Annotated in this window: 18 protein-coding genes; 13 read left to right on the forward strand and 5 right to left on the reverse strand. The window is 32.4% G+C overall.

Translation table 11 applies throughout. The features are described from left to right. Window positions 1-30: 30 nt before the first annotated feature. The 3 genes from bcp to BQ5367_RS07365 are packed head-to-tail and all read right to left on the reverse strand — an operon-like array spanning window position 31 to window position 1,512. On the reverse strand, window positions 31-489 hold the full coding sequence (bcp, locus tag BQ5367_RS07355) for a thioredoxin-dependent thiol peroxidase (protein ID WP_071441891.1): 459 nt from the start codon (window positions 487-489) through the stop codon (window positions 31-33). Window positions 490-491: 2 nt separating this feature from the next. After that, window positions 492-854, reverse strand: coding sequence for a VOC family protein (locus tag BQ5367_RS07360; RefSeq protein ID WP_071441892.1), 363 nt, complete (start codon window positions 852-854; stop codon window positions 492-494). After that, window positions 844-1,512 (reverse strand): MBL fold metallo-hydrolase, encoded by a 669-nt coding sequence (locus BQ5367_RS07365; protein WP_071441893.1) that lies wholly within the window; start codon window positions 1,510-1,512, stop codon window positions 844-846. Before BQ5367_RS07365 ends, BQ5367_RS07360 begins: the two co-directional genes overlap by 11 nt. Before the next feature lie 54 nt (window positions 1,513-1,566). Between BQ5367_RS07365 and BQ5367_RS07370 the strand changes: the two genes are divergently transcribed. Both BQ5367_RS07370 and BQ5367_RS07375 read left to right on the forward strand, forming a co-directional pair. Then, window positions 1,567-2,904 carry an RsmB/NOP family class I SAM-dependent RNA methyltransferase gene (locus BQ5367_RS07370; RefSeq protein WP_071441894.1) on the forward strand — a complete coding sequence of 446 codons (1,338 nt, stop codon included), beginning with the start codon at window positions 1,567-1,569 and terminating at the stop codon, window positions 2,902-2,904. A 48-nt stretch (window positions 2,905-2,952) separates the two neighbouring features. Further along, window positions 2,953-3,615, forward strand: coding sequence for a hypothetical protein (locus tag BQ5367_RS07375; protein WP_071441895.1), 663 nt, complete (start codon window positions 2,953-2,955; stop codon window positions 3,613-3,615). 206 nt (window positions 3,616-3,821) lie between these two features. On the opposite strand, the gene BQ5367_RS07380 is transcribed toward BQ5367_RS07375, so the two are convergent. Next, window positions 3,822-4,394 (reverse strand): hypothetical protein, encoded by a 573-nt coding sequence (locus BQ5367_RS07380; RefSeq protein ID WP_071441896.1) that lies wholly within the window; start codon window positions 4,392-4,394, stop codon window positions 3,822-3,824. A 139-nt stretch (window positions 4,395-4,533) separates the two neighbouring features. Between BQ5367_RS07380 and BQ5367_RS07385 the strand changes: the two genes are divergently transcribed. The 4 genes from BQ5367_RS07385 (at window position 4,534) to BQ5367_RS07400 (ending at window position 9,018) form a co-directional block, all read left to right on the forward strand. Continuing rightward, window positions 4,534-5,205, forward strand: coding sequence for a response regulator transcription factor (locus tag BQ5367_RS07385; RefSeq protein WP_071441897.1), 672 nt, complete (start codon window positions 4,534-4,536; stop codon window positions 5,203-5,205). After that, entirely contained in the window at window positions 5,202-6,179 is a 978-nt protein-coding gene (locus tag BQ5367_RS07390) for a sensor histidine kinase (RefSeq protein WP_071441898.1), read from the forward strand. The genes BQ5367_RS07385 and BQ5367_RS07390 overlap by 4 nt, the downstream gene beginning before the upstream one ends. Before the next feature lie 105 nt (window positions 6,180-6,284). Then, on the forward strand, window positions 6,285-7,049 hold the full coding sequence (locus BQ5367_RS07395) for an ABC transporter ATP-binding protein (protein ID WP_071441899.1): 765 nt from the start codon (window positions 6,285-6,287) through the stop codon (window positions 7,047-7,049). Next, complete coding sequence (locus tag BQ5367_RS07400) at window positions 7,042-9,018, forward strand: ABC transporter permease (protein ID WP_071441900.1); 1,977 nt, start codon at window positions 7,042-7,044, stop codon at window positions 9,016-9,018. Before BQ5367_RS07395 ends, BQ5367_RS07400 begins: the two co-directional genes overlap by 8 nt. 25 nt (window positions 9,019-9,043) lie before the next feature. Here the strand turns inward: BQ5367_RS07400 and BQ5367_RS07405 are convergent, their stop codons facing one another. Beyond that, window positions 9,044-10,000: a FliH/SctL family protein gene (locus BQ5367_RS07405; protein WP_071441901.1), complete on the reverse strand. Its 957-nt coding sequence runs from the start codon at window positions 9,998-10,000 to the stop codon at window positions 9,044-9,046. Between the two features lie 675 nt (window positions 10,001-10,675). Here BQ5367_RS07405 and BQ5367_RS07410 point away from each other — a divergent pair. Genes BQ5367_RS07410 through BQ5367_RS07440 form a run of 7 tightly spaced genes read left to right on the forward strand, consistent with a single transcriptional unit; the run spans window position 10,676 to window position 19,058 of the window. Beyond that, window positions 10,676-11,482, forward strand: coding sequence for an ABC transporter permease (locus BQ5367_RS07410; protein ID WP_071441902.1), 807 nt, complete (start codon window positions 10,676-10,678; stop codon window positions 11,480-11,482). 10 nt (window positions 11,483-11,492) lie between these two features. Next, a complete protein-coding gene (locus tag BQ5367_RS07415; RefSeq protein ID WP_071441903.1) occupies window positions 11,493-12,311 on the forward strand; it encodes an ABC transporter ATP-binding protein in 819 nt (272 codons plus the stop codon). A 10-nt stretch (window positions 12,312-12,321) separates the two neighbouring features. Continuing rightward, entirely contained in the window at window positions 12,322-12,714 is a 393-nt protein-coding gene (tagD, locus tag BQ5367_RS07420; RefSeq protein ID WP_071441904.1) for a glycerol-3-phosphate cytidylyltransferase, read from the forward strand. Window positions 12,715-12,722: 8 nt separating this feature from the next. After that, window positions 12,723-13,904 (forward strand): CDP-glycerol glycerophosphotransferase family protein, encoded by a 1,182-nt coding sequence (locus tag BQ5367_RS07425; RefSeq protein WP_235858749.1) that lies wholly within the window; start codon window positions 12,723-12,725, stop codon window positions 13,902-13,904. Between the two features lie 17 nt (window positions 13,905-13,921). Then, a complete protein-coding gene (locus BQ5367_RS07430) occupies window positions 13,922-15,031 on the forward strand; it encodes a CDP-glycerol glycerophosphotransferase family protein (protein WP_071441905.1) in 1,110 nt (369 codons plus the stop codon). Further along, on the forward strand, window positions 15,031-16,290 hold the full coding sequence (locus tag BQ5367_RS07435; protein WP_161940481.1) for a CDP-glycerol glycerophosphotransferase family protein: 1,260 nt from the start codon (window positions 15,031-15,033) through the stop codon (window positions 16,288-16,290). Before BQ5367_RS07430 ends, BQ5367_RS07435 begins: the two co-directional genes overlap by 1 nt. Continuing rightward, window positions 16,290-19,058, forward strand: coding sequence for a CDP-glycerol glycerophosphotransferase family protein (locus BQ5367_RS07440; RefSeq protein WP_071441906.1), 2,769 nt, complete (start codon window positions 16,290-16,292; stop codon window positions 19,056-19,058). Before BQ5367_RS07435 ends, BQ5367_RS07440 begins: the two co-directional genes overlap by 1 nt. Window positions 19,059-19,081: the final 23 nt, after the last annotated feature.

The following is a 19,081-nucleotide window of genomic DNA, read 5'->3' on the forward strand; positions in this document are numbered from 1 at the left end:
GTCATCGTTTAATGGCACTTTTTTTGATAATTAGTTTTGAAGATATTCCAATATTTCTTTAGCGTTATTCTCTGGACTTGCTTTTTCAAATGTTTTAATGATCATACCTTCTTCATCAATAACATAGGTAGAACGCATGATGCCCATATATGTTTTTCCATAAAGTTTCTTTTCTTTCCATACATCATAAGCTTCAATCACCTTATGATCAACATCGGAAAGCAGGATAAAAGGAAGATCATATTTATTTTTAAAATTAAGATGAGATTTGGATGTATCTTTACTGATACCGATAACAGCCACATCCAGCTTTTTAAAATCATCATAGGCATTTTTAAACGCACAGGCCTGTTTTGTACATCCTGGAGTATTATCTTTTGGATAAAAGTATAAAACAACTTTCTTACCTTTAAAAGAAGAAAGAGAGATAGGATTACCATTTTCATCTGGCAATGTAAAATCAATGGCTTTTGTATTCACTGCTAACATATTTACCTCCTTGGAACAATTTCTAGCCAATAACCATCAGGGTCTTCAATAAAATAAATACCCATTGATGGATTTTCAAAACATACACAGCCCATTTCTTTATGCTTCTTATACGCATTTTCAAAATCATCACATTCAAAAGCTAAATGAAATTCACATTCACCTAAATCATAGCTTTGAGGATGATCATGTAGCTGGGTCAGTTCTAATTCAAAATCACTTTGATCATTTTTCACATAAACGATCGTAAACGTTTCTGTTTCTTTTCGTCTTACTTCTTTAAGTCCTAAAGCTTCTTCATAAAATTTTAACGAAGCGTCTAGATCAGATACGTTATAATTTTCATGGATCATCTTAAAATTCATATTCTTTCACCCTTTCTGTATTGACAATATTTTCGCTATTTTTCACTTTCAACAACAATTCTTCCATACGGGCAGGATCACTTGAGAAATGCATTGGAAAAATAACTGAGGTATCTGTCCATTCATTAAAGATTTCAAGTCCTTCACAGGCAAGCTCATCACCCTGACGAGGATCTAATACAAGAAAAGCTAAGTCAAAATGACGGTCTTTGATTTTTTTCATTTCAGCCATAAAACTGCCACGCATCATTTTTGCTTCCTTTTCACTATCATCTTCCCAAAGCCATAGATGTAAATCACCTGCATGATAGATTACTTTATCTTCTACTTCTACAATAAAAGCAACCCCACTGTCTGTAGAGAGCAATGTTGAAATGGTCATATCATCGACATGTATCGTTTCATCATGATGCATGTGAATGACATGGATGGGGGTCTGCTTGATCTCATTGGCCAAGATAAACGTACGATTTTTGAAATCTTTCGTTTTTTCAAAAACTTCTGGATTGTAATGATCCTGATGTTTATGAGAGACAAACACATATAAGGGTTTGTCACTTTGAATGATTGGCAAGTCTTTCATATAATAATCAAATAATAAAATATGATGTTCAAGCTCAACCATGAAACCACTGTGATATATCGGATATATTTTCATGATTACCTCCGAACTCATTGTAGCACATTTTTAAAAATATGTTACAATACATGCATGAAAACAAATTATTTAGAAAGAATGAGAGATTATTTACAAGATGAATATGAAGAATTTCTAATGACCATAGATAAAGAAATGTATAAGGGGCTAAGTGTCAATACAACAAAATGCAGCTCATCTTTTGTAGAGGAAAACTTTCCTTATAAACTGACGCCTTCTTCATTTGGTGAGAATTGTTATTTATTTGATGCGAATGTCAAAGCAGGAAGTCATTGGACACACTTAGCAGGACTTTATTATCTTCAGGAGCCAAGTGCTGCCAGTGTTGTGAAAGCTTTGGATATTCAAGAGGGTGATTGGGTTTTAGATGCTTGTGCAGCTCCAGGTGGTAAAAGTCATCAGATTGCCTGTGCTCTAAACAATACCGGCTTTCTATTAAGTAATGAGATCGATCCTAAACGAGCGAATATCCTTTTATCGAATATGGAAAGATGTGGGGTTGGCGAGAATATGATCACCTGCTCACCTTTAGAAAGGCTGGCACCTCAGATTCAGGGTGTCTTTGATAAAGTACTGGTCGATGCACCATGCAGTGGAGAAGGCATGATGAAAAAACATGAGCTGGCATCAGTGGAGTGGAGCGCAGAAAATAATCTGGCATGTCAGAAACGCCAGCTGCGTATTTTAGATGAAGCTGTTTCATGTTTAAAAGAGGGTGGCATTTTAGTGTATTCCACCTGCACCTATGCAATCGAAGAAAATGAGGCCGTTATCTATGAATTTTTAAAGAGACATCCGGAAATGGAACTTATGGATGGCGGCGATCATGTAAAGCGAAGAGGTCTGCCTTATAAAGATCTGGATGTTTCTAAGGTGCGACGTATCTATCCGATGGATGGCGGTGAAGGACATTTCTTTGCGAAAATGCGTAAAAAAGGTGGTATGAAGACAAGTATTTTAAAATATAAGAAAGTAAAGAAAATCAGTCCACTAGCAATTGAATTTATAAAAGAGCAAAGTGATCTTTCCTTGAATTTGATTGAAATCAACAATAAGGTTTATGCCAGGAAAGAGATGTTTTTAGATTTAGATGTGAATGTACTCAGACAAGGTATCTATACAGGTGAAGTGGTAAAAAATCGTTTTGAGCCACATCAGCATTTTTATATGTCTTCACTTCTGATGTCGCATTATCGTCATGTAATTGATATGAATAAAGAGGAAGCACAGCTATTTTTAAGTGGTAATGTTTTTCCTTATGAGCAAAAAGGTTATGTATGCTGTAGTTATAAGCATATTCCTTTAGGTTATGGCAAGGGAGACGGTACTCAGATAAAAAATAAGTATCCGAAAGGCTTAAGAACATTGAAAGCATTTGATAGAACAGATTAGTTGCTTATTTGGGTCAAAGAAGCTATACTTGCGTAAAGGAGACCTATGATGAAAAAACGAATCAGTGCTTTACTGATAGGGATACTTGTGGCAGCATGTGCTGCTCCTTCAGATAGTCAGAGGGATGCTTTACGTTTTAAAGAGGAATATGAGTCTTTGAACGGTCAAGAAAATACAAGTGGCATTGATTATGTGGATATTTCGATACCAGAAGAGAATCCGATCATATATGCAGATATTGATAAACTTATGGAAATCATTGATAGTGAAGGTATCATATATTTTGGCTTTGATGAATGTCCATGGTGTCGGAATGCTTTACCGGTCTTGATTGAAGCTTTTCAGGAAAAAGAAGTGGAAGAAATCTATTATTACGATATCAAAGAGATTCGTGATGAACTTATATTAAATGAAGAAGGCATCATTGAGGTTATTAAGGAAAAAAGTGAGGATTATCAGAAAATCTATGATGCCTTATATGAAAGCTTAAATGTTTATGAGGGCTTGAATGATGTGACGATAAAACGATTATATGCTCCAAGTGTTTTCTTTATTAAAAATGGTGAAGTAGTGCTTATGCATGAAAGCACTGTTGAATCCCAGGCAGATCCCAGTGTAATGATGGGAGATGCTCAAAAACAGAAACTTAAAGATATTTACATACAGGGTCTAAAGAAAATTTCAAATACTTATTGTGATACAAATTGCTAGTGCATCTATTTTCAGAAATAGATGTTTTTTATATATTAGGAAATTTCATTTTTTGATTGATAGAAAGAGGATGAAAGAAAATAAAAAAAGTTAAGTGTTATTTATGTTATGATAATATATATCATTAATTTGAAATTATAGTATCATTATAGTTATTAATATGATATAATATATGTACAAAACATCTCATTTCTGTCAAGGAGGCATCATGAAAGTCTTTTCTCTTTCCAACCGTTTCTATTACCGCGAATTCCCTGATCTGAAGAACACCGTTCTTCATGATCTTGCTGTCTATAACCGGTAATGCTGCCTCTTTCTTCCTTGGGAGGATTGAGGCAGATCCAGATCGAATAGACCTTCTTGAGATTTTCATAATGGGAACCTTTGATCTGATCCTCATACTGCATGGAAAGCATCCTTCCGCCATAATAGACCCCTCTTGCTGATAAAGGATAGCCGGGATAGAAGTCATCCTGAATTTCGATATTGATGTAGAAGTCGATATCCTGATCACGCTCAGGAAGATGTGCCATAAAGAAGATATCAAAGACAGCTTTTCCTTCTTCCAGAGTATCATCTTCAAACTGGGTAATGAAAGGTGAAAGACGATGAACTTCTTTCTGATTGACAGAGATATCATGGATACACTTGCTGGCAATGATAAAGACATCAACATTACTGAATTCATGAATACAGCGTTTAAGGATATATGAGAGAAAGATAGGACGAGCGAGGATCTGTTTACAAAATGTATCATACTGTTTGTTGAGATTGCTCATACACACACCCACTCTTATATATCCATCAAATCGGCAAATTTCCCAAAATTTAATATAAAAATTATATTTAAAAAATTTAAAAGGCTTATTTGCATTCTATATCATTTTGCATTATCATAATAAACAGGGATGTGAAAATATGTATCGTATATTAATCGTAGAAGATGATCGAGTTATTGCGAAGCAGATTGAAAATCGTATCAGCAGTTGGGGATATGAGGTAAAATGTGTCGAAGATTTTCAGAATGTATTTGTTGATTTTGGTGCTTTTGATCCTCATTTAGTTTTGATGGATATTTCTTTGCCATTTTATAATGGTTATCACTGGTGCAGCGAGATTAGAAAAGTTTCGAAAATTCCAATCTTGTTTATTTCAAGTGCTCCAGATAATATGAATATTGTTATGGCTATCAATATGGGTGGTGATGATTTTATTGCGAAACCTTTTGATTTAGAAGTTTTAACGGCTAAGATCCAGGCATTGCTTCGCCGCAGTTATGATTTTACGGCACATAACAATTTGCTTGAACATAGAGGTGCTGTTTTAAATACAAATGATACAACTTTGACGTATCATTCCGCAAAGCTTGATTTGACCAAAAATGATTATCGTATTCTTTTGACATTGATGGAAAATAAAGGAAAGGTGATTTCCAGAGAAACATTAATGGTCAAGCTATGGGAAAGTGATGAATATATTGATGAAAATACATTGACAGTGAATATGACACGTTTAAGAAGAAAACTAGAAAGTATTGGTCTGGATGATTTTATTACGACAAAGAAAGGAATTGGGTATATCATTGAATGACGCTGTTTTTTAAATATATGTATCAGCATCGTAAGACCATTTTCTTTTATTTCTTATTTTCTGTTATTTTTCTTGTTATTTTTTGGCTTTATCGGCTTCCTTTAGATGCGGTTGGTTATGCTTTTCTAATTTGTACCTTTATTGGAAGCATAGGAGCTCTGATAGATTTCTGGCATTTTTATAAGCAGCATAAAACGTTGGTAGATCTTCAAAAACGGGTGATGCTGAGTATTGATGAACTTCCAGAAGCAACAAATCAAAGCGAAGAAGATTATCAGAAATTAATAAAAGTGATTCATCAGGATAAGATTGATCTTATTACTCAAAAAGACCATGATTATGAAGAAATGATGGAATATTATACTTTATGGGCGCATCAGATCAAGACACCTATTGCGGCGATGCGTCTTTTGCTGAGCGATAAAGAAGAAAGTGAATGTGAAGAAGAACTTTTTAAGATTGAACAATATGTAGAGATGGTCTTGACTTATTTAAAGGTGGATCATCAGGGAAATGATTTTCAGTTTGAGTTTGTAGATATTGATTCATGTATCAAACAGTGTATTCGTAAATATGCGAAATTATTTATTCGTAAAAAACTTCAGCTGAATTATGAAGCAAGATCTTTGCAAGTATTGACAGATGAAAAATGGCTCTGTTTTGTTATTGAACAGCTTCTTTCCAATGCCATTAAATACACACCTTCTGGTTATGTGAATATAGAGGTGAAAGATGAAATGCTTATCATTGAAGATAGTGGTATCGGTATTCAGAAGGAAGATCTTCCACGTGTCTTTGAAAAGGGATTTACCGGTTATAATGGACGTAAAGATAAAAAATCAAGTGGGATTGGTTTATATCTGGTGAAACAGGTTTGTAATCGTTTGGGACATAAGATCAGTATTGAAAGTGAACTTGGAAAATATACCCGTGTCATGATTGATTTGCGACATATAGATTTAGAAGTAGAATAAAGATGCTTACCAATTTGTAAGTTTAACAGGAAAACTGTAAGCTAAAGAAATGGCTCGCAAATATGATTTCTTGTAGAATAAGGGTGTCAGTAAGGAGGATAAGTTATGATGATATTAGAAGCAAATAACTTAAAGAAAGTTTATACGACACGATTTGGAGGAAATCATGTTCAAGCGTTAAAAAATGTTTCCTTTTCAGTAGAAGAAGGTGAATATGTTGCGATCATGGGAGAAAGCGGTAGTGGTAAGACGACCCTTTTGAACATTTTAGCTTCTTTAGATAAACCAACAAGTGGTGAAGTACTGTTAAGAGGAAAAAAACTTACTTCGATCAGTGAAAAAGAAATATCAGCTTTTCGAAGAGAGCATTTAGGCTTTGTTTTTCAGGATTTTAATTTATTGGACACCTTTAGTGTCAAAGATAATATCTTGTTGCCATTAGTTCTTTCAAGAAAAAGTGTTAAGGAAATGGAAACAAGTCTCATGCCGGTTGCACGCTCATTAGGTATTGAAGATATCTTGGCTAAAATGCCTTATGAAATCAGTGGCGGGCAACGTCAGCGTGTAGCAGTCGCCAGAGCAATCATTACTCATCCGGATATCGTTTTAGCGGATGAACCGACAGGAGCATTGGATTCTCGCAATACGGATGAATTATTAGAACTTTTTAATCAGATCAATGAAGCAGGTCAGACGATCTTGATGGTAACTCACTCTACAAAAGCAGCTTCACATGCGAAACGAGTGATGTTTATCAAAGATGGTGAGGTATTTCATCAGATTTATCGTGGCGATCAAAGTGCCGCCCAAATGTACCAGAAAATCAGTGATACGCTGACTCTGATTGCAACGGGTGAGAAATATGAATAAGTTTTTCTATTTAAAGCTGGCGCTTCAAAATCTTAAGAAAAATTCCAAGATGATCATTCCATATCTTTTGACAGCCACGCTTTTTTCAATGATGTTTTATGTGATCCTGGCGTTGTCGCTGCATAGTGAATTTTATGGACGGACACGTGGTGTCATGCTTTCTTTGGGAGTTATTGTTATTGGTATTTTTGCGTTTATCTTTCTGTTTTATACAAATTCTTTTGTTATTAAGCAAAGAAAGAGTGAATTGGGTCTTTACAATATTTTAGGAATGGAAAAATATCATATATCCCGTATCTTGATATATGAAATACTTATTTTAGCACTTATTTCCATTACGGCAGGTATTTGTATAGGAAGTCTTTTTGGGCAAGGAATCTTTCTTTTATTAGTAAAGATGGTTGGTGATCTGCCAACGATGAACTTTGAAATATCTTTAGATAGCATCAAATGGACTTATCTTCTTTTTGGTATTATTTTTCTTTGTACAGCATTCTATAATGTTTCACAGATTCATTTATCAAAACCTATCGATTTATTAAGAAGCAAGAGCGAAGGTGAAAAAGAACCAAAGACAAAATGGATCATGACCATTTTAGGTATTGCTTGTTTAGCTGGCGGATATTATCTGGCAGTGACAGTAAAAGATCCTATTCAAGCGATTTATTTATTCTTTATCGCAGTTATATTAGTTATATTTGGAACATATTTTTTATTTACTGCCGGAAGTATTGCTTTATTAAAGCTTATGCGGAAAAATAAAAGTTATTACTATAAGACAAGTCATTTTGTATCTGTGTCTAATATGATTTATCGTATGAAGCAGAATGCGGTCGGATTAGCGAATATCTGTATTCTGGCAACGATGGTACTTGTTATGATTTCTTCTACTGGATCTTTATTTATCGGTGTTAATGATTTAATTAATCGTGAGATCAGCAAAGATGTAGAAGCCTCTTTTGGAAGTTATTATCTGGAAGTGAATCAGGCAGTGGATCAAAATGTTATGAATTATTTTAAAGATATTGAAATGACTGATTTTACTAGGAATTATAATTTTTCACTGGCTTTAAAATTAGAAGATAATACGATGATTCCAAAAGATGAGGATGAAACAAATTATAGTGATTATTATTATGTATATTTTTCAATACAAGAAGATCTTGATTTAAAAGATCATGAAATTGCTGTTTATTTTGATGATGGAACGATCATAGACCATTTAACGATTGGTTCTCAAACATATCAGGTCAAATATAATTCTGATAATCTGGAAAATGGTTCTTTAGATAGTATGTTTAATTATAATCCAGGATTTAAAGGACTTGTCTATATTGTCATGGAGGATGAAGCAGCAATCGATCAGATGTCTAAAAGTATTGATCTCAGCCATTATGGCTATGTAAATTGGCCACAGTACAATTATGGTTTTAACTGTGATCTTAGTGAAGAAGAATTTACAAAATTACAAGAAGATATTTATCAGATTTATCAGGATACAACAGATCAGTTTGAAGATCTTGAGTTTGATTATGGCTATTCTGTCAACTTTCAATCAGCTTATCGACAGGAACTTATGGAATTCTTTGGCAGTTTCTTCTTCCTTGGTATTTTCTTAAGTATTCTGTTTATGATTGCGACAACACTGATCATGTATTATAAGCAGATCAGCGAAGGCTATGATGATGTGAAACGTTATGAGATCCTTCAAAAAGTAGGTATGAGCCATGAAGAAGTTAAGAAATCGATTCATTCACAAATCATGATCGTCTTCTTTATGCCACTGATTACGGCCGGTATTCATCTGATGTTCTCGTTCAATATGATCTATCAGATGTTCATGGCCTTTGGTATGACTAATAAGGCAATGTTTGCTTCTGTCATGGCTATTGTTTATGTGATTTTCTCGATTTTCTATTTCATTATCTATCAGCTAACAGCTAAGGTTTACTATAAGATCGTAAGTTAAAAAAGTTCAGTAATACTTTGATGTATTACTGAGCCTTTTTATTTAAAAGATTTAAGTAATAAGTCTTCTCTTCAATAGGAATCTGTAAGGCATCCATCGCTTCATCAACACTTAATTTCAATGTCTTTGTTAAGCTGTGGATTGCCTCTAATCTTTCATGTTCTTTACCCTCAAGGATACCTTCTTTTTTGCCTTGTAAAAGTCCTTGTTGAATTCCTCTCTGCAATCCCTGAGCAATTCCTTTCTCTGTGCCCATCTTCTCTACATAATCTCCATAGTCGCACATGCTTCTTACCTCCTTTGCCAGTCCTCCCTTAAGCCTTATATCGTACTTCTCTAATGCCTCATTCTTCTTTTCATAGTCCATCCCATTATCTGCCAATATCCTTAGGATGTTCATCGAAATATATTCGCTTTCCTTATACCCTAAGTATAGCACAAGGATCTGCTGCTTATCAAAATATTTTTCTTCCTCGCACGCATTCCCGATAATATGCTCCTCCACCATCCGGTAACGGTTGATGCAGTTTTGTTTATGCTTGGGGGCATTGAACACGATCCAGATCGATACCACCTTTACGATATCGTCATACTGCGCATGGTCGAAGAACTCATTCACCTGCATCGATATATTGCGGGAATTGTAGTAGTTGGCTCTGCTTAAGACATGGCTTCTTCCTTTCAGTTCACCCTGTGCTTCCAGATTGATGATCATGGCGATCCTTCCTTTATTATGGGGCAGAGAAGCATAGACAAGCGAATCGAAGACAACACTGACATCATCTTCATTATTCTCATTACGATGTCCAGAAATAAGATGCGTATGCAAAGGGACATCACCTTGAGGCTCGATACATTTCATGATTTCACCGATAGAGGAATTTGCATATTCCTCAAGGTGATCCTTCATGATATAAGCAAGGATCAGCTTGTTCCTTAAGATATTTTTGAAATGCTGATCGAGTAAGATTTTCTGCTTCATAAAAGAGTACCTCCCTACTCTTTTATATGCACTTAATTCTCAAATTTCCCACTTTTAAAAAAATTTGTATAAAAATTTACATGGACATGTTTTGATGGAAGAAAACATATAGTATGAAGCACCTATCTTTGATTCTTTCAGAAATGTAAGGAATTTAAGAAAATTGTAAGTATTATTAAAGGATTTTTCTAGGTCTTTTCTTTTATAATAAAAGCATCAAAGGAGTGTATGATTATGAAGAAAAGTTTTCAGTATTTATTAATAGGAAGCGGTATCGTACTTGGAGCATTGGTTTTAATAATGAAACAGAAAAGGGGAAGATAGAGATGGATTTCGCAAAGGAAATTATATTATTAAGTATTTTGATGGGATTGATGTTTATTGGATTGTATAAGGTGAGTGAGCATGGAAACTAATTTGCAGTTTATATGTATTTTAATAGAAGTAGTGATTTGGGGTATATTGATGCTTTATTTTCACTATCGAAATCAAAGGCAAAAGAAATAGTCTTTGATTTTTTTTATTATGTTTTTTGTGTTTTTTAAAAAAAAGGAGGTAAAAATGGGTAATTCTGGGCTTATTTTGATGTTTATATGTAAAATGTTATAGTTAAATTCAAGTAATTATTGTATAATTGAAGTAAATTTTGAATAAATTTGAAAGGAAGGCATGAAAATGCTTAAAAGCGTATACTATGTACTGAATGAGAACTTTACAAATCTATATCGAATTTTTTGTATCTCTCGATATGAATTGCTTGCGGATATGCGTGATTCTAAGTTTGGTTTATTTTGGAATTTTGCTTCTCCTGCAATTCAGGTCATTACTTACTGGCTGGTATTTGGTATAGGAATGAATCGGAAAGGATATGATGGGGTGCCCTATCTTCCTTGGGTCATCGTAGGTTTTGCGGCATGGTGGTATCTTCAGCCATGTATTACTCAGGGCTGCAGTGCTGTATTCTCAAAAAAAGATGTCATTACGAAGATGAAATTTCCGATCAGCATTTTGCCGGCAACAGTATGTGCTAAAGAATTTTTTAATCATTTATGTATGATGGCAATTACAATCGTAGTACTTTTGCTTTATGGATATCGACCGAATATTTATTGGCTGAATTTAATTTATTATGCCTTTTGTGCTTTTATGTTTGTAGAGTCATTATCGTTAGTTACATCTGTTTTAACGATGATGTGGCGTGATGTAAAGAAGCTTGTTGTTTCTTTGATGCGTATGATTTTATATTTATCACCTGTACTTTGGCCGGCTGCTTTTAGTCAGTTTCCTTTTATGACATTTGTGATGAAATTAAATCCGGTTTATTACATTGTTACAGGTTATCGTGATGCGGTGTTTTTTAATAAGAGCTTTTTAAGACATCCAGCCATGGGACTATATTTTTGGATCGTTGTTTTGGTGCTGTTTGTCATAGGTTCAAGTCTGATGTACCATTTCAAGAAGAAAATGATTGATATGATCTAAGAGGTGCAACATGGATAAGAAAATAGAGTATGCTGTGGAAATGAATCATGTTTCCAAAATTTATGCGCTAAAACAAAAAGAAAAGAAAAAGAAGAAAGAATATTTTTATGCTTTAAAAGATATTAGTTTTCAAATTGAAAAAGGTGATGTCGTTGGTATCTTAGGAACGAATGGCTCAGGAAAGTCAACTTTGTCATTGATCTTAGCAGGTATTTCTGATCATGATGGTGGAGAGATGATCGTCAATGGTGAACAGGCTTTGATTTCAATCAATACCGGTTTGAATCAGCAATTGACTGGTGAAGAGAATATTAATGTAAAGGGAGCGTTGTTAGGTCTTTCTAAGAAAAGAATTGCGGAAATTAAAGAGGGTGTGATTGAATTTGCGGAATTAGGTGATTTTCTTTATCAGCCGGTAAAGAAATATTCCAGTGGTATGAAATCAAGACTTGGATTTTCGATTTCTTTGGCTTTGAATCCGGATATATTTATTGTCGATGAAGCACTATCTGTAGGAGATAAGGGTTTTGCACAGAAGTGTCTGAATCGGATGATGCAGCTTCGAGATGAAAAGAATAAAACGATCTTCTTTATTTCCCATTCACTTCCTCAGGTGAGAAGTTTCTGTAAGAAAGGAATGTGGATCGAAGGAGGAAAGCTGATTGAATTTGGAGAAATTAATGAAGTGTGTGATCATTATGCAGCGTATGTAGATCACTATAATTCATTAAATGAAAAAGAGAAAAAGAAAGTTCGTGATGAAAAATTTAATGAACGTCTTATAAAAGGGGAAATAAAAAAAGGTTTCTGGGAACATATATTCAAATAGCGGAGGTTATATGAAAAAGGTTATTACATATGGTACATTTGATTTATTCCATGTAGGGCATCTAAATTTATTAAGACGAGCGAAAGAATTAGGTGATTATCTTATCGTAGCGGTATCTAGTGATGCATTTAATGCGATGAAGGGAAAGCAATGTGCGATTCCTGATTATGAACGTATGGAGATCGTACAGGCAATCAAATATGTTGATAAGGTCATTTTAGAAGAATCTTGGGAACAAAAAATATCAGATGTGCAGAAATATGATGTAGATATCTTTGTAATGGGAGATGACTGGAAGGGAAAATTTGATTTTCTAAAAGATTACTGTGAAGTAGTGTATCTTCCTAGAACGGAAGGAATTAGTACAACACAGATTAAGGAAGAAATGAAAGAAAGTATGTGAGGCTTCTTATGAAATCTTTGCAGATTGCTAAAAAAGGGATAGTTTGGATTTTAAAAATTTTATGCCGAATATTTTATGCTGTTGTACCAGTTAAAGACAATTCTATTGTTTTTATGGCCTATCATGGCAGAGGATACTTAGACAATCCAAAAGCTATTTATGAGGAAATGACAAAAGATCCAAAATTTAAAGATTATCAATTTTATTGGGTTTTGCGTCATAAAAATGATTGTCCTTCAAATGCCATATCTGTCAAATATATGAGTATACACTATCTTTATATATTTGCCAGAGCTAAATATTGGGTTGTAAACTGTAAGCTTCCGCAATATATTTATAAAAAAAAGAATCAAATCTATCTTCAAACATGGCATGGAACACCTTTGAAAAAGTTAGGACATGATATTGAAGTATCAGCAGATATGAAATTTTACAGAAGTGGTCTTAGTCAAAAAGAAATGTTATGTACATATGACGATGATGTAGCTAAATATAACTATTTAATCTCTCCGAATCCTTTTACCACTAAAGTTTTTCCATCAGCTTTTCATATTAGTCCTGAAAAGCTTATAGAAGTAGGTTATCCGAGAAATGACATATTAAGCAATCAAAATGTAGAATTAATTGAAAACATAAAAAGAACCTTAAATTTACCATTCGATAAAAAGGTTATTTTATATGCACCAACCTGGCGTGATGATTCATTTGTTACAAAAGGCTATACGTTTGAATTAAAAGCAGATTTTAAAAAATGGAAAATACTTTTACAAGATGAATATATTGTGCTGTTTAAACCACATTATTTAATCGTAAATAAGATAGATAGTATTCAGGAATTAGACGGCTTCTTATATTCAATTGATGCAGATTTTGATATCAATTATTTATATTTAGTTAGTGATATTCTAATTACAGATTATTCGAGTGTCTTTTTTGATTATGCGATTTTAAATCGTCCTATTTATTTTTATATGTATGATCGTAGCAATTATCAGCATCAACTGAGGGGATTTTATCTCGATGTAGATAAAGACCTTCCTGGCAAAGTATATGAAAATGAAGACGAAATGTTGGAAGATGTTAAAGATAAAAAATTCGATTATCAGAAATTAAAAGAATTCAATCATGAATTTAATTGCTTCCAAGATGGTCAGTGTTCAAAAAAAGTTATAGATACGGTATTTTGTTAGGCGGGAGGAGTCGAAAAATGTATTGGAAAGAAAAGATTCTTTATATTACACTCAGTTTATTAAAAGTATTTTTTCCTTTTATGAAAATCAGATCTAATAAAATAGTATTCGTTTCATTGGAAAGCAATAAACTTGAAAATGAATTTAAAATGCTTAGTAAACAATTGATGAGGGATAATCAATATGATTTACAATATGTGCTTTTTAAATTTGATGGTACATTATTAGGAACAGTAAAATATTTTTTTGTTTGTATTCATCAATTTTTTGAAATAAATACAAGCAAATTAGTCATACTTGATTATAATAATTATGTTGTTTCTAAATTTAAACGCAAGGGTGTTCAGGTCTTGCAGCTTTGGCATGCCAGTGGTGCCATTAAAAAGTTTGGAAATGAAACAAAAAGGGACTATCCAATTGCCAATTATGATTATGTAATTGCCAATTCAGATCAATTTAAGCCTTATTATGCAAAAGCTTTTGGAGTTTCAGAACAGCAAGTTATAGTAACAGGTATTCCTAAATGCGACTGCTTATACAATCCTGAATACTTAGAATCACGAAAAATAAAAATAATCGAAAAATATCCTCAAATACAAAATAAAAAAAAAGTTTTATATGCACCTACTTTTAGGGGGCGAATTACAAGCGGATTTAAAAATGTATATATGGATTTAAATAAATTACATGAGTTATTAGGAGAAGAATATGTAATTATGTATAAGCTGCATCCTTTATTAAAAAATCATATCATTAGTAATCATCCTAATATTATCTGTTGTAATTCTGAGAATCTTTATCACCTTTTTTCTATAACTGATTATTTTATATCAGACTATTCAGCTATCATCTTTGATTTTTCCATTATGAATAAACCGATGATATTTTATGCTTTTGATTTAGATAAATATAAAGAGGAAACGGGTATTTTCCTAGATTATTTGAATGAGATGCCAGGTCCTGTGTGTTATAATGAAGAAGAAGTTGCAAACAGCATTCTTGCTGATGAATTTGATTTATCCAAAATAGAAGTCTTTTGCAGAAAATATCATAAGTATAATGATGGTCATTCATTATCCAGGGTATTAACACTAATTAAAGATATTATGTCAAAGGATGGTGCATGATGAAAAAAATCAAAAGAATGATAAAAAAAATTGGGAAGCAATATCGAATTATAAATAAGTGTATTGACAGCATTCAAGCATACAGAAGAAAAAGATATTACAAGAAAATGTATCAGACAATGAAAGTGGATGATAAATTAGTTATTTTTGAAGCATTTTTAGGTAAACAGTTTGCTTGCAGTCCTAAAGCTCTTTATGAGGCAATGCTTCGTGATGAATATTTTAAAGACTTTATATTTGTGTGGGTATTTAGAAATCCTGCTCAAAGAAGAATGGAATTTACTGATCATCGAACAGTAATTGTGAAATATAATTCACGTAGATATTTTCGCTATTACGCACGAGCAAAATATTGGATTACAAATTGGCGATTATCTGATGCTATTATAAAAAAGGATAATCAAATTCTAATACAGACATGGCATGGGACCCCTTTGAAAAAAATAGGAATGGATTTAGAAATTGAAGGGAATGCGACAACATCTCAGAAAAAGGGGCATGCTATGTATCTAAATGATGCAAAAAAATACGATTATTTTATTTCACCTTCTGCGTTTTGTACGAAGGTATTTGCAAGTGCATTTGGATTAAATCAATTAAATAAACAAAATATTTTAATCGAAACAGGTTATCCACGAAACGATTTTTTATTTCGTTATACTGAAGAAGACGTAAGAAATTTAAAAAAAGAGCTTCATTTACCTGAAAATAAAAAAATTATTCTGTATGCACCTACATGGAGAGATAATCAACATCAATTGGGTGTTGGATATACTTTCGATGCTTCAAAATATATCAATGATTTCCTTGAATCAATTAGTGATGACTATATGGTTATTTTGCGTCTTCATTACTTGGTTGCTAATCAACTTGATCTTAGTGCCTTTAAAGGGAAAGCCATTGATTATTCTCGTTTAGATGACATTAATCGCTTATACGTTGTAAGCGATATGCTGGTCACAGATTATTCAAGTGTATTCTTCGACTATGCAAATTTGAATCGGCCAATGCTGTTTTATATGTATGATTTAGATGAATATCAATCAAACGTACGAGATTTTTATATCGATTTAAAAGAACTTCCTGGTCCTATTGTTAAAAATGAAAGAGAACTTCTTCATGCAATTTATCATATTGATGAGATTACAGATAAATATAAAGAACGTTATCAAAAATTTAAACAGACTTATAATTATCTGGATGATAAGGATTCAGGAAAGAGGGTCATAGATATTTGTGTGAAAGGAGAGCGTGCGTAATGAAAAAAGTTTCCGTTATTATGCCAATCTATAATGTTGACAAGTATCTTGATCGAAGTATTGATTCTTTGCTTAGACAGACACTTGAGGACATTGAGATTATTTTGATTGATGATGGAAGTACAGATCATTCAAAAGAAATCATTAAAAAATATCAGCAACTATATCCTGATAAGATCATTGCTCGTTTTATAAAAAATAGTGGAGCGGCTCATGCGAGAAATATCGGTTTAGAATTAGCACAGGGTGAATATATAGGTTTTGTTGATAGTGATGATTATGTAGATAGAACGATGTTTGAAAAGCTTTATCAGTTGGCTAAATCTGATCAAGCAGATATTACGACTTGTGGATATTATCGTATAGATTATAAAGATATTCAGCGTAGGGATATTGCAGCCCATAAATGTTTTGGAAAAAATGTATTTCAAGCACCAGATTTACTTATAAATAATGTTCCATATATCTGGAATAAGTTATTTAAACGTTCACTTATTGAAAGTACAGGGATAAAGTTTGAAGAAAATCTTCATATTTTTGAGGATTTAGTTTTTACGTTCAAATTATTTTTAAAAGCAAATCGTATTTCGAGAGTTAATGAAGCCTTATATAGTTATATATTTTCACGAAACGATTCATTGACTTTTACATTTTCAAGTAAAAGATTTGATTTGTTTGCGGCATTCGATTCACTGATTCGTTATTATAAAGAAAATAATTGTTTTTATCATTTTGATGAAGAGCTTCTTTTTATCTTGATGAATCATATTTATGTGGTATGTGGTAGTGAAGTTTCTTTGTCAAATTTGCCATTAAAATATAAATTTATTAATCAAGGTTTTGAGTATATGGAGAAAAACTATCCATATTGGAAAGACTATGTTGTATATTATAGGAAATATAAAAAGAATAAATTTTTATATTCTAAAAAAATGTATTGGCGTCTTTATTCACTATTACCAAGAAATTTGCGTATTTTAAAGAAACATTTTAATGCATTTGTGCATAATTTAAATTTTAATCGTGCTGGCAGTTATTACTATAGGGCATATAAAAACACTAATCTTAAAGAGAAACGTATTTTAGTTAATTCTCAGCATGGTGTAACATTAAACGGTAATATGTTTTATATATTAAAGGAGCTATGCTCTAATGAAGATTATTACAATTATGAAATAGGAATTACTTATAAAAATGATAGAGCATTGAGTCATTTTAAAAAACTGATTGAAGAATATGGTTTTGTCAATCGAAAACTTGTTTATTTAAAAAATAACAGTAAAGAGTATGCAGGTTTTCTTGCAACTTCTAAGTATTTGTTTAATGATACGAGTTTTCCGGTTTATTTTATAAAAAAAGAAGGGCAAGTTTATCTTAATACGTGGCATGGAACACCTTTAAAGACATTAGGCAGAAGTACAGCCAATGATTATTATGATATCGCAAATTTACAGAAAAACTTTGTGGCTGCAGATTATTTACTTTATCCAAGCTCTTATATGACAAGATGGATGCTCAGGGACTATATGTTAAGGGGGATAGCTGAAAATAAGATTCTGCAATGTGGATATCCAAGAAATGAAATATTTTTCGATCAGGAAAGGGGAGCATTGCTTCGTGAACAATATGGTTTTAAAAATAAGCAAGTAATTGCATATATGCCAACATGGCGTGGGAATTTACGAAGCGTCGATGCCGGTCAAAAAGATGAGCTTCAATATATGCTTGATGAAATAGATTGTAAATTGAATGATGATCAAGTAATGGTTGTAAATTTGCATCCATATGTTAGTAATTCAATTAACTATAATGTTTATAGGCATATTTATAAATTCCCGGATCATTTAGAAACATATGATTTTTTAAACTGTTCTGATATTTTGGTAACGGATTATTCAAGTGTATTCTTTGATTATGCTGTATCAAAAAAGAAAATTATTTTGTTTGCCTACGATGAAGAAGAATATTTCCACGATCGTGGGGTATATATGAATTTTGCGGAACTTCCTTTTGTAAAGGTGAATACTGTAGATGATTTAATTGCGGAAATAAATACAAATGAAAACAATGTTGATTATTCTGCTTTTATTGACACTTATTGCCATTATGATAAAAATGATGTTTCAAAGCAGATATGTGAGCAGGTGATCCAAAATAAAAAAACATCTCTTCATATAGATCAATTGCAAATTAGTCAAAAAAAGTTGCTTGTTTTTGCGAATGATTTCAGAGATGTGCATATCGTAGATCAGTTGAAAGATCTTTTTGCGAATGTGAACATGAACAACGGATTGATTTATTTAACTTACGTTACTAAAGAAATACGTGATCGTTTATTTCTTAAAGAACTGCCACGAAAGATTAACTATATGGGAGTTTTAAATGCTTTTAGCTGCAATCCACCCATTGACTGTATTTTGTTGAGTTTAATAGAGAATCATCCAATCATTTACCGAATCTTCAAGCATAGAATTCATAAGGCAATTTTAAGAGAATGGAAAAGAGCTTATCATAATATAAATTTTGATACATGTGTAGTATTTGGTTATGAAAGTGTAAAGAATATTCTTATGGCTGTATTGTCAAAAGGGAAAAAGGTACTTTATATTACTGATGCAAATGATTTTAACAATCGTGTACCAAAGTCTGTTTATGAAAAGTTTGATTATGTTATTTATAGGAATAAAACTGTAAAACGACAATGTTTATATCAGGGAAATAATGTTTTAGTAAAGGAATTGTTGTCGTTTGATGAATTTTTTAAATAAATTTTCTTTAAAAAAGTGAAAAA

Origin of the sequence: Traorella massiliensis, from assembly GCF_900104665.1 — a bacterium.
GTDB classification, from domain to species: Bacteria; Bacillota_I; Bacilli_A; order Erysipelotrichales; family Erysipelotrichaceae; genus Traorella; species Traorella massiliensis.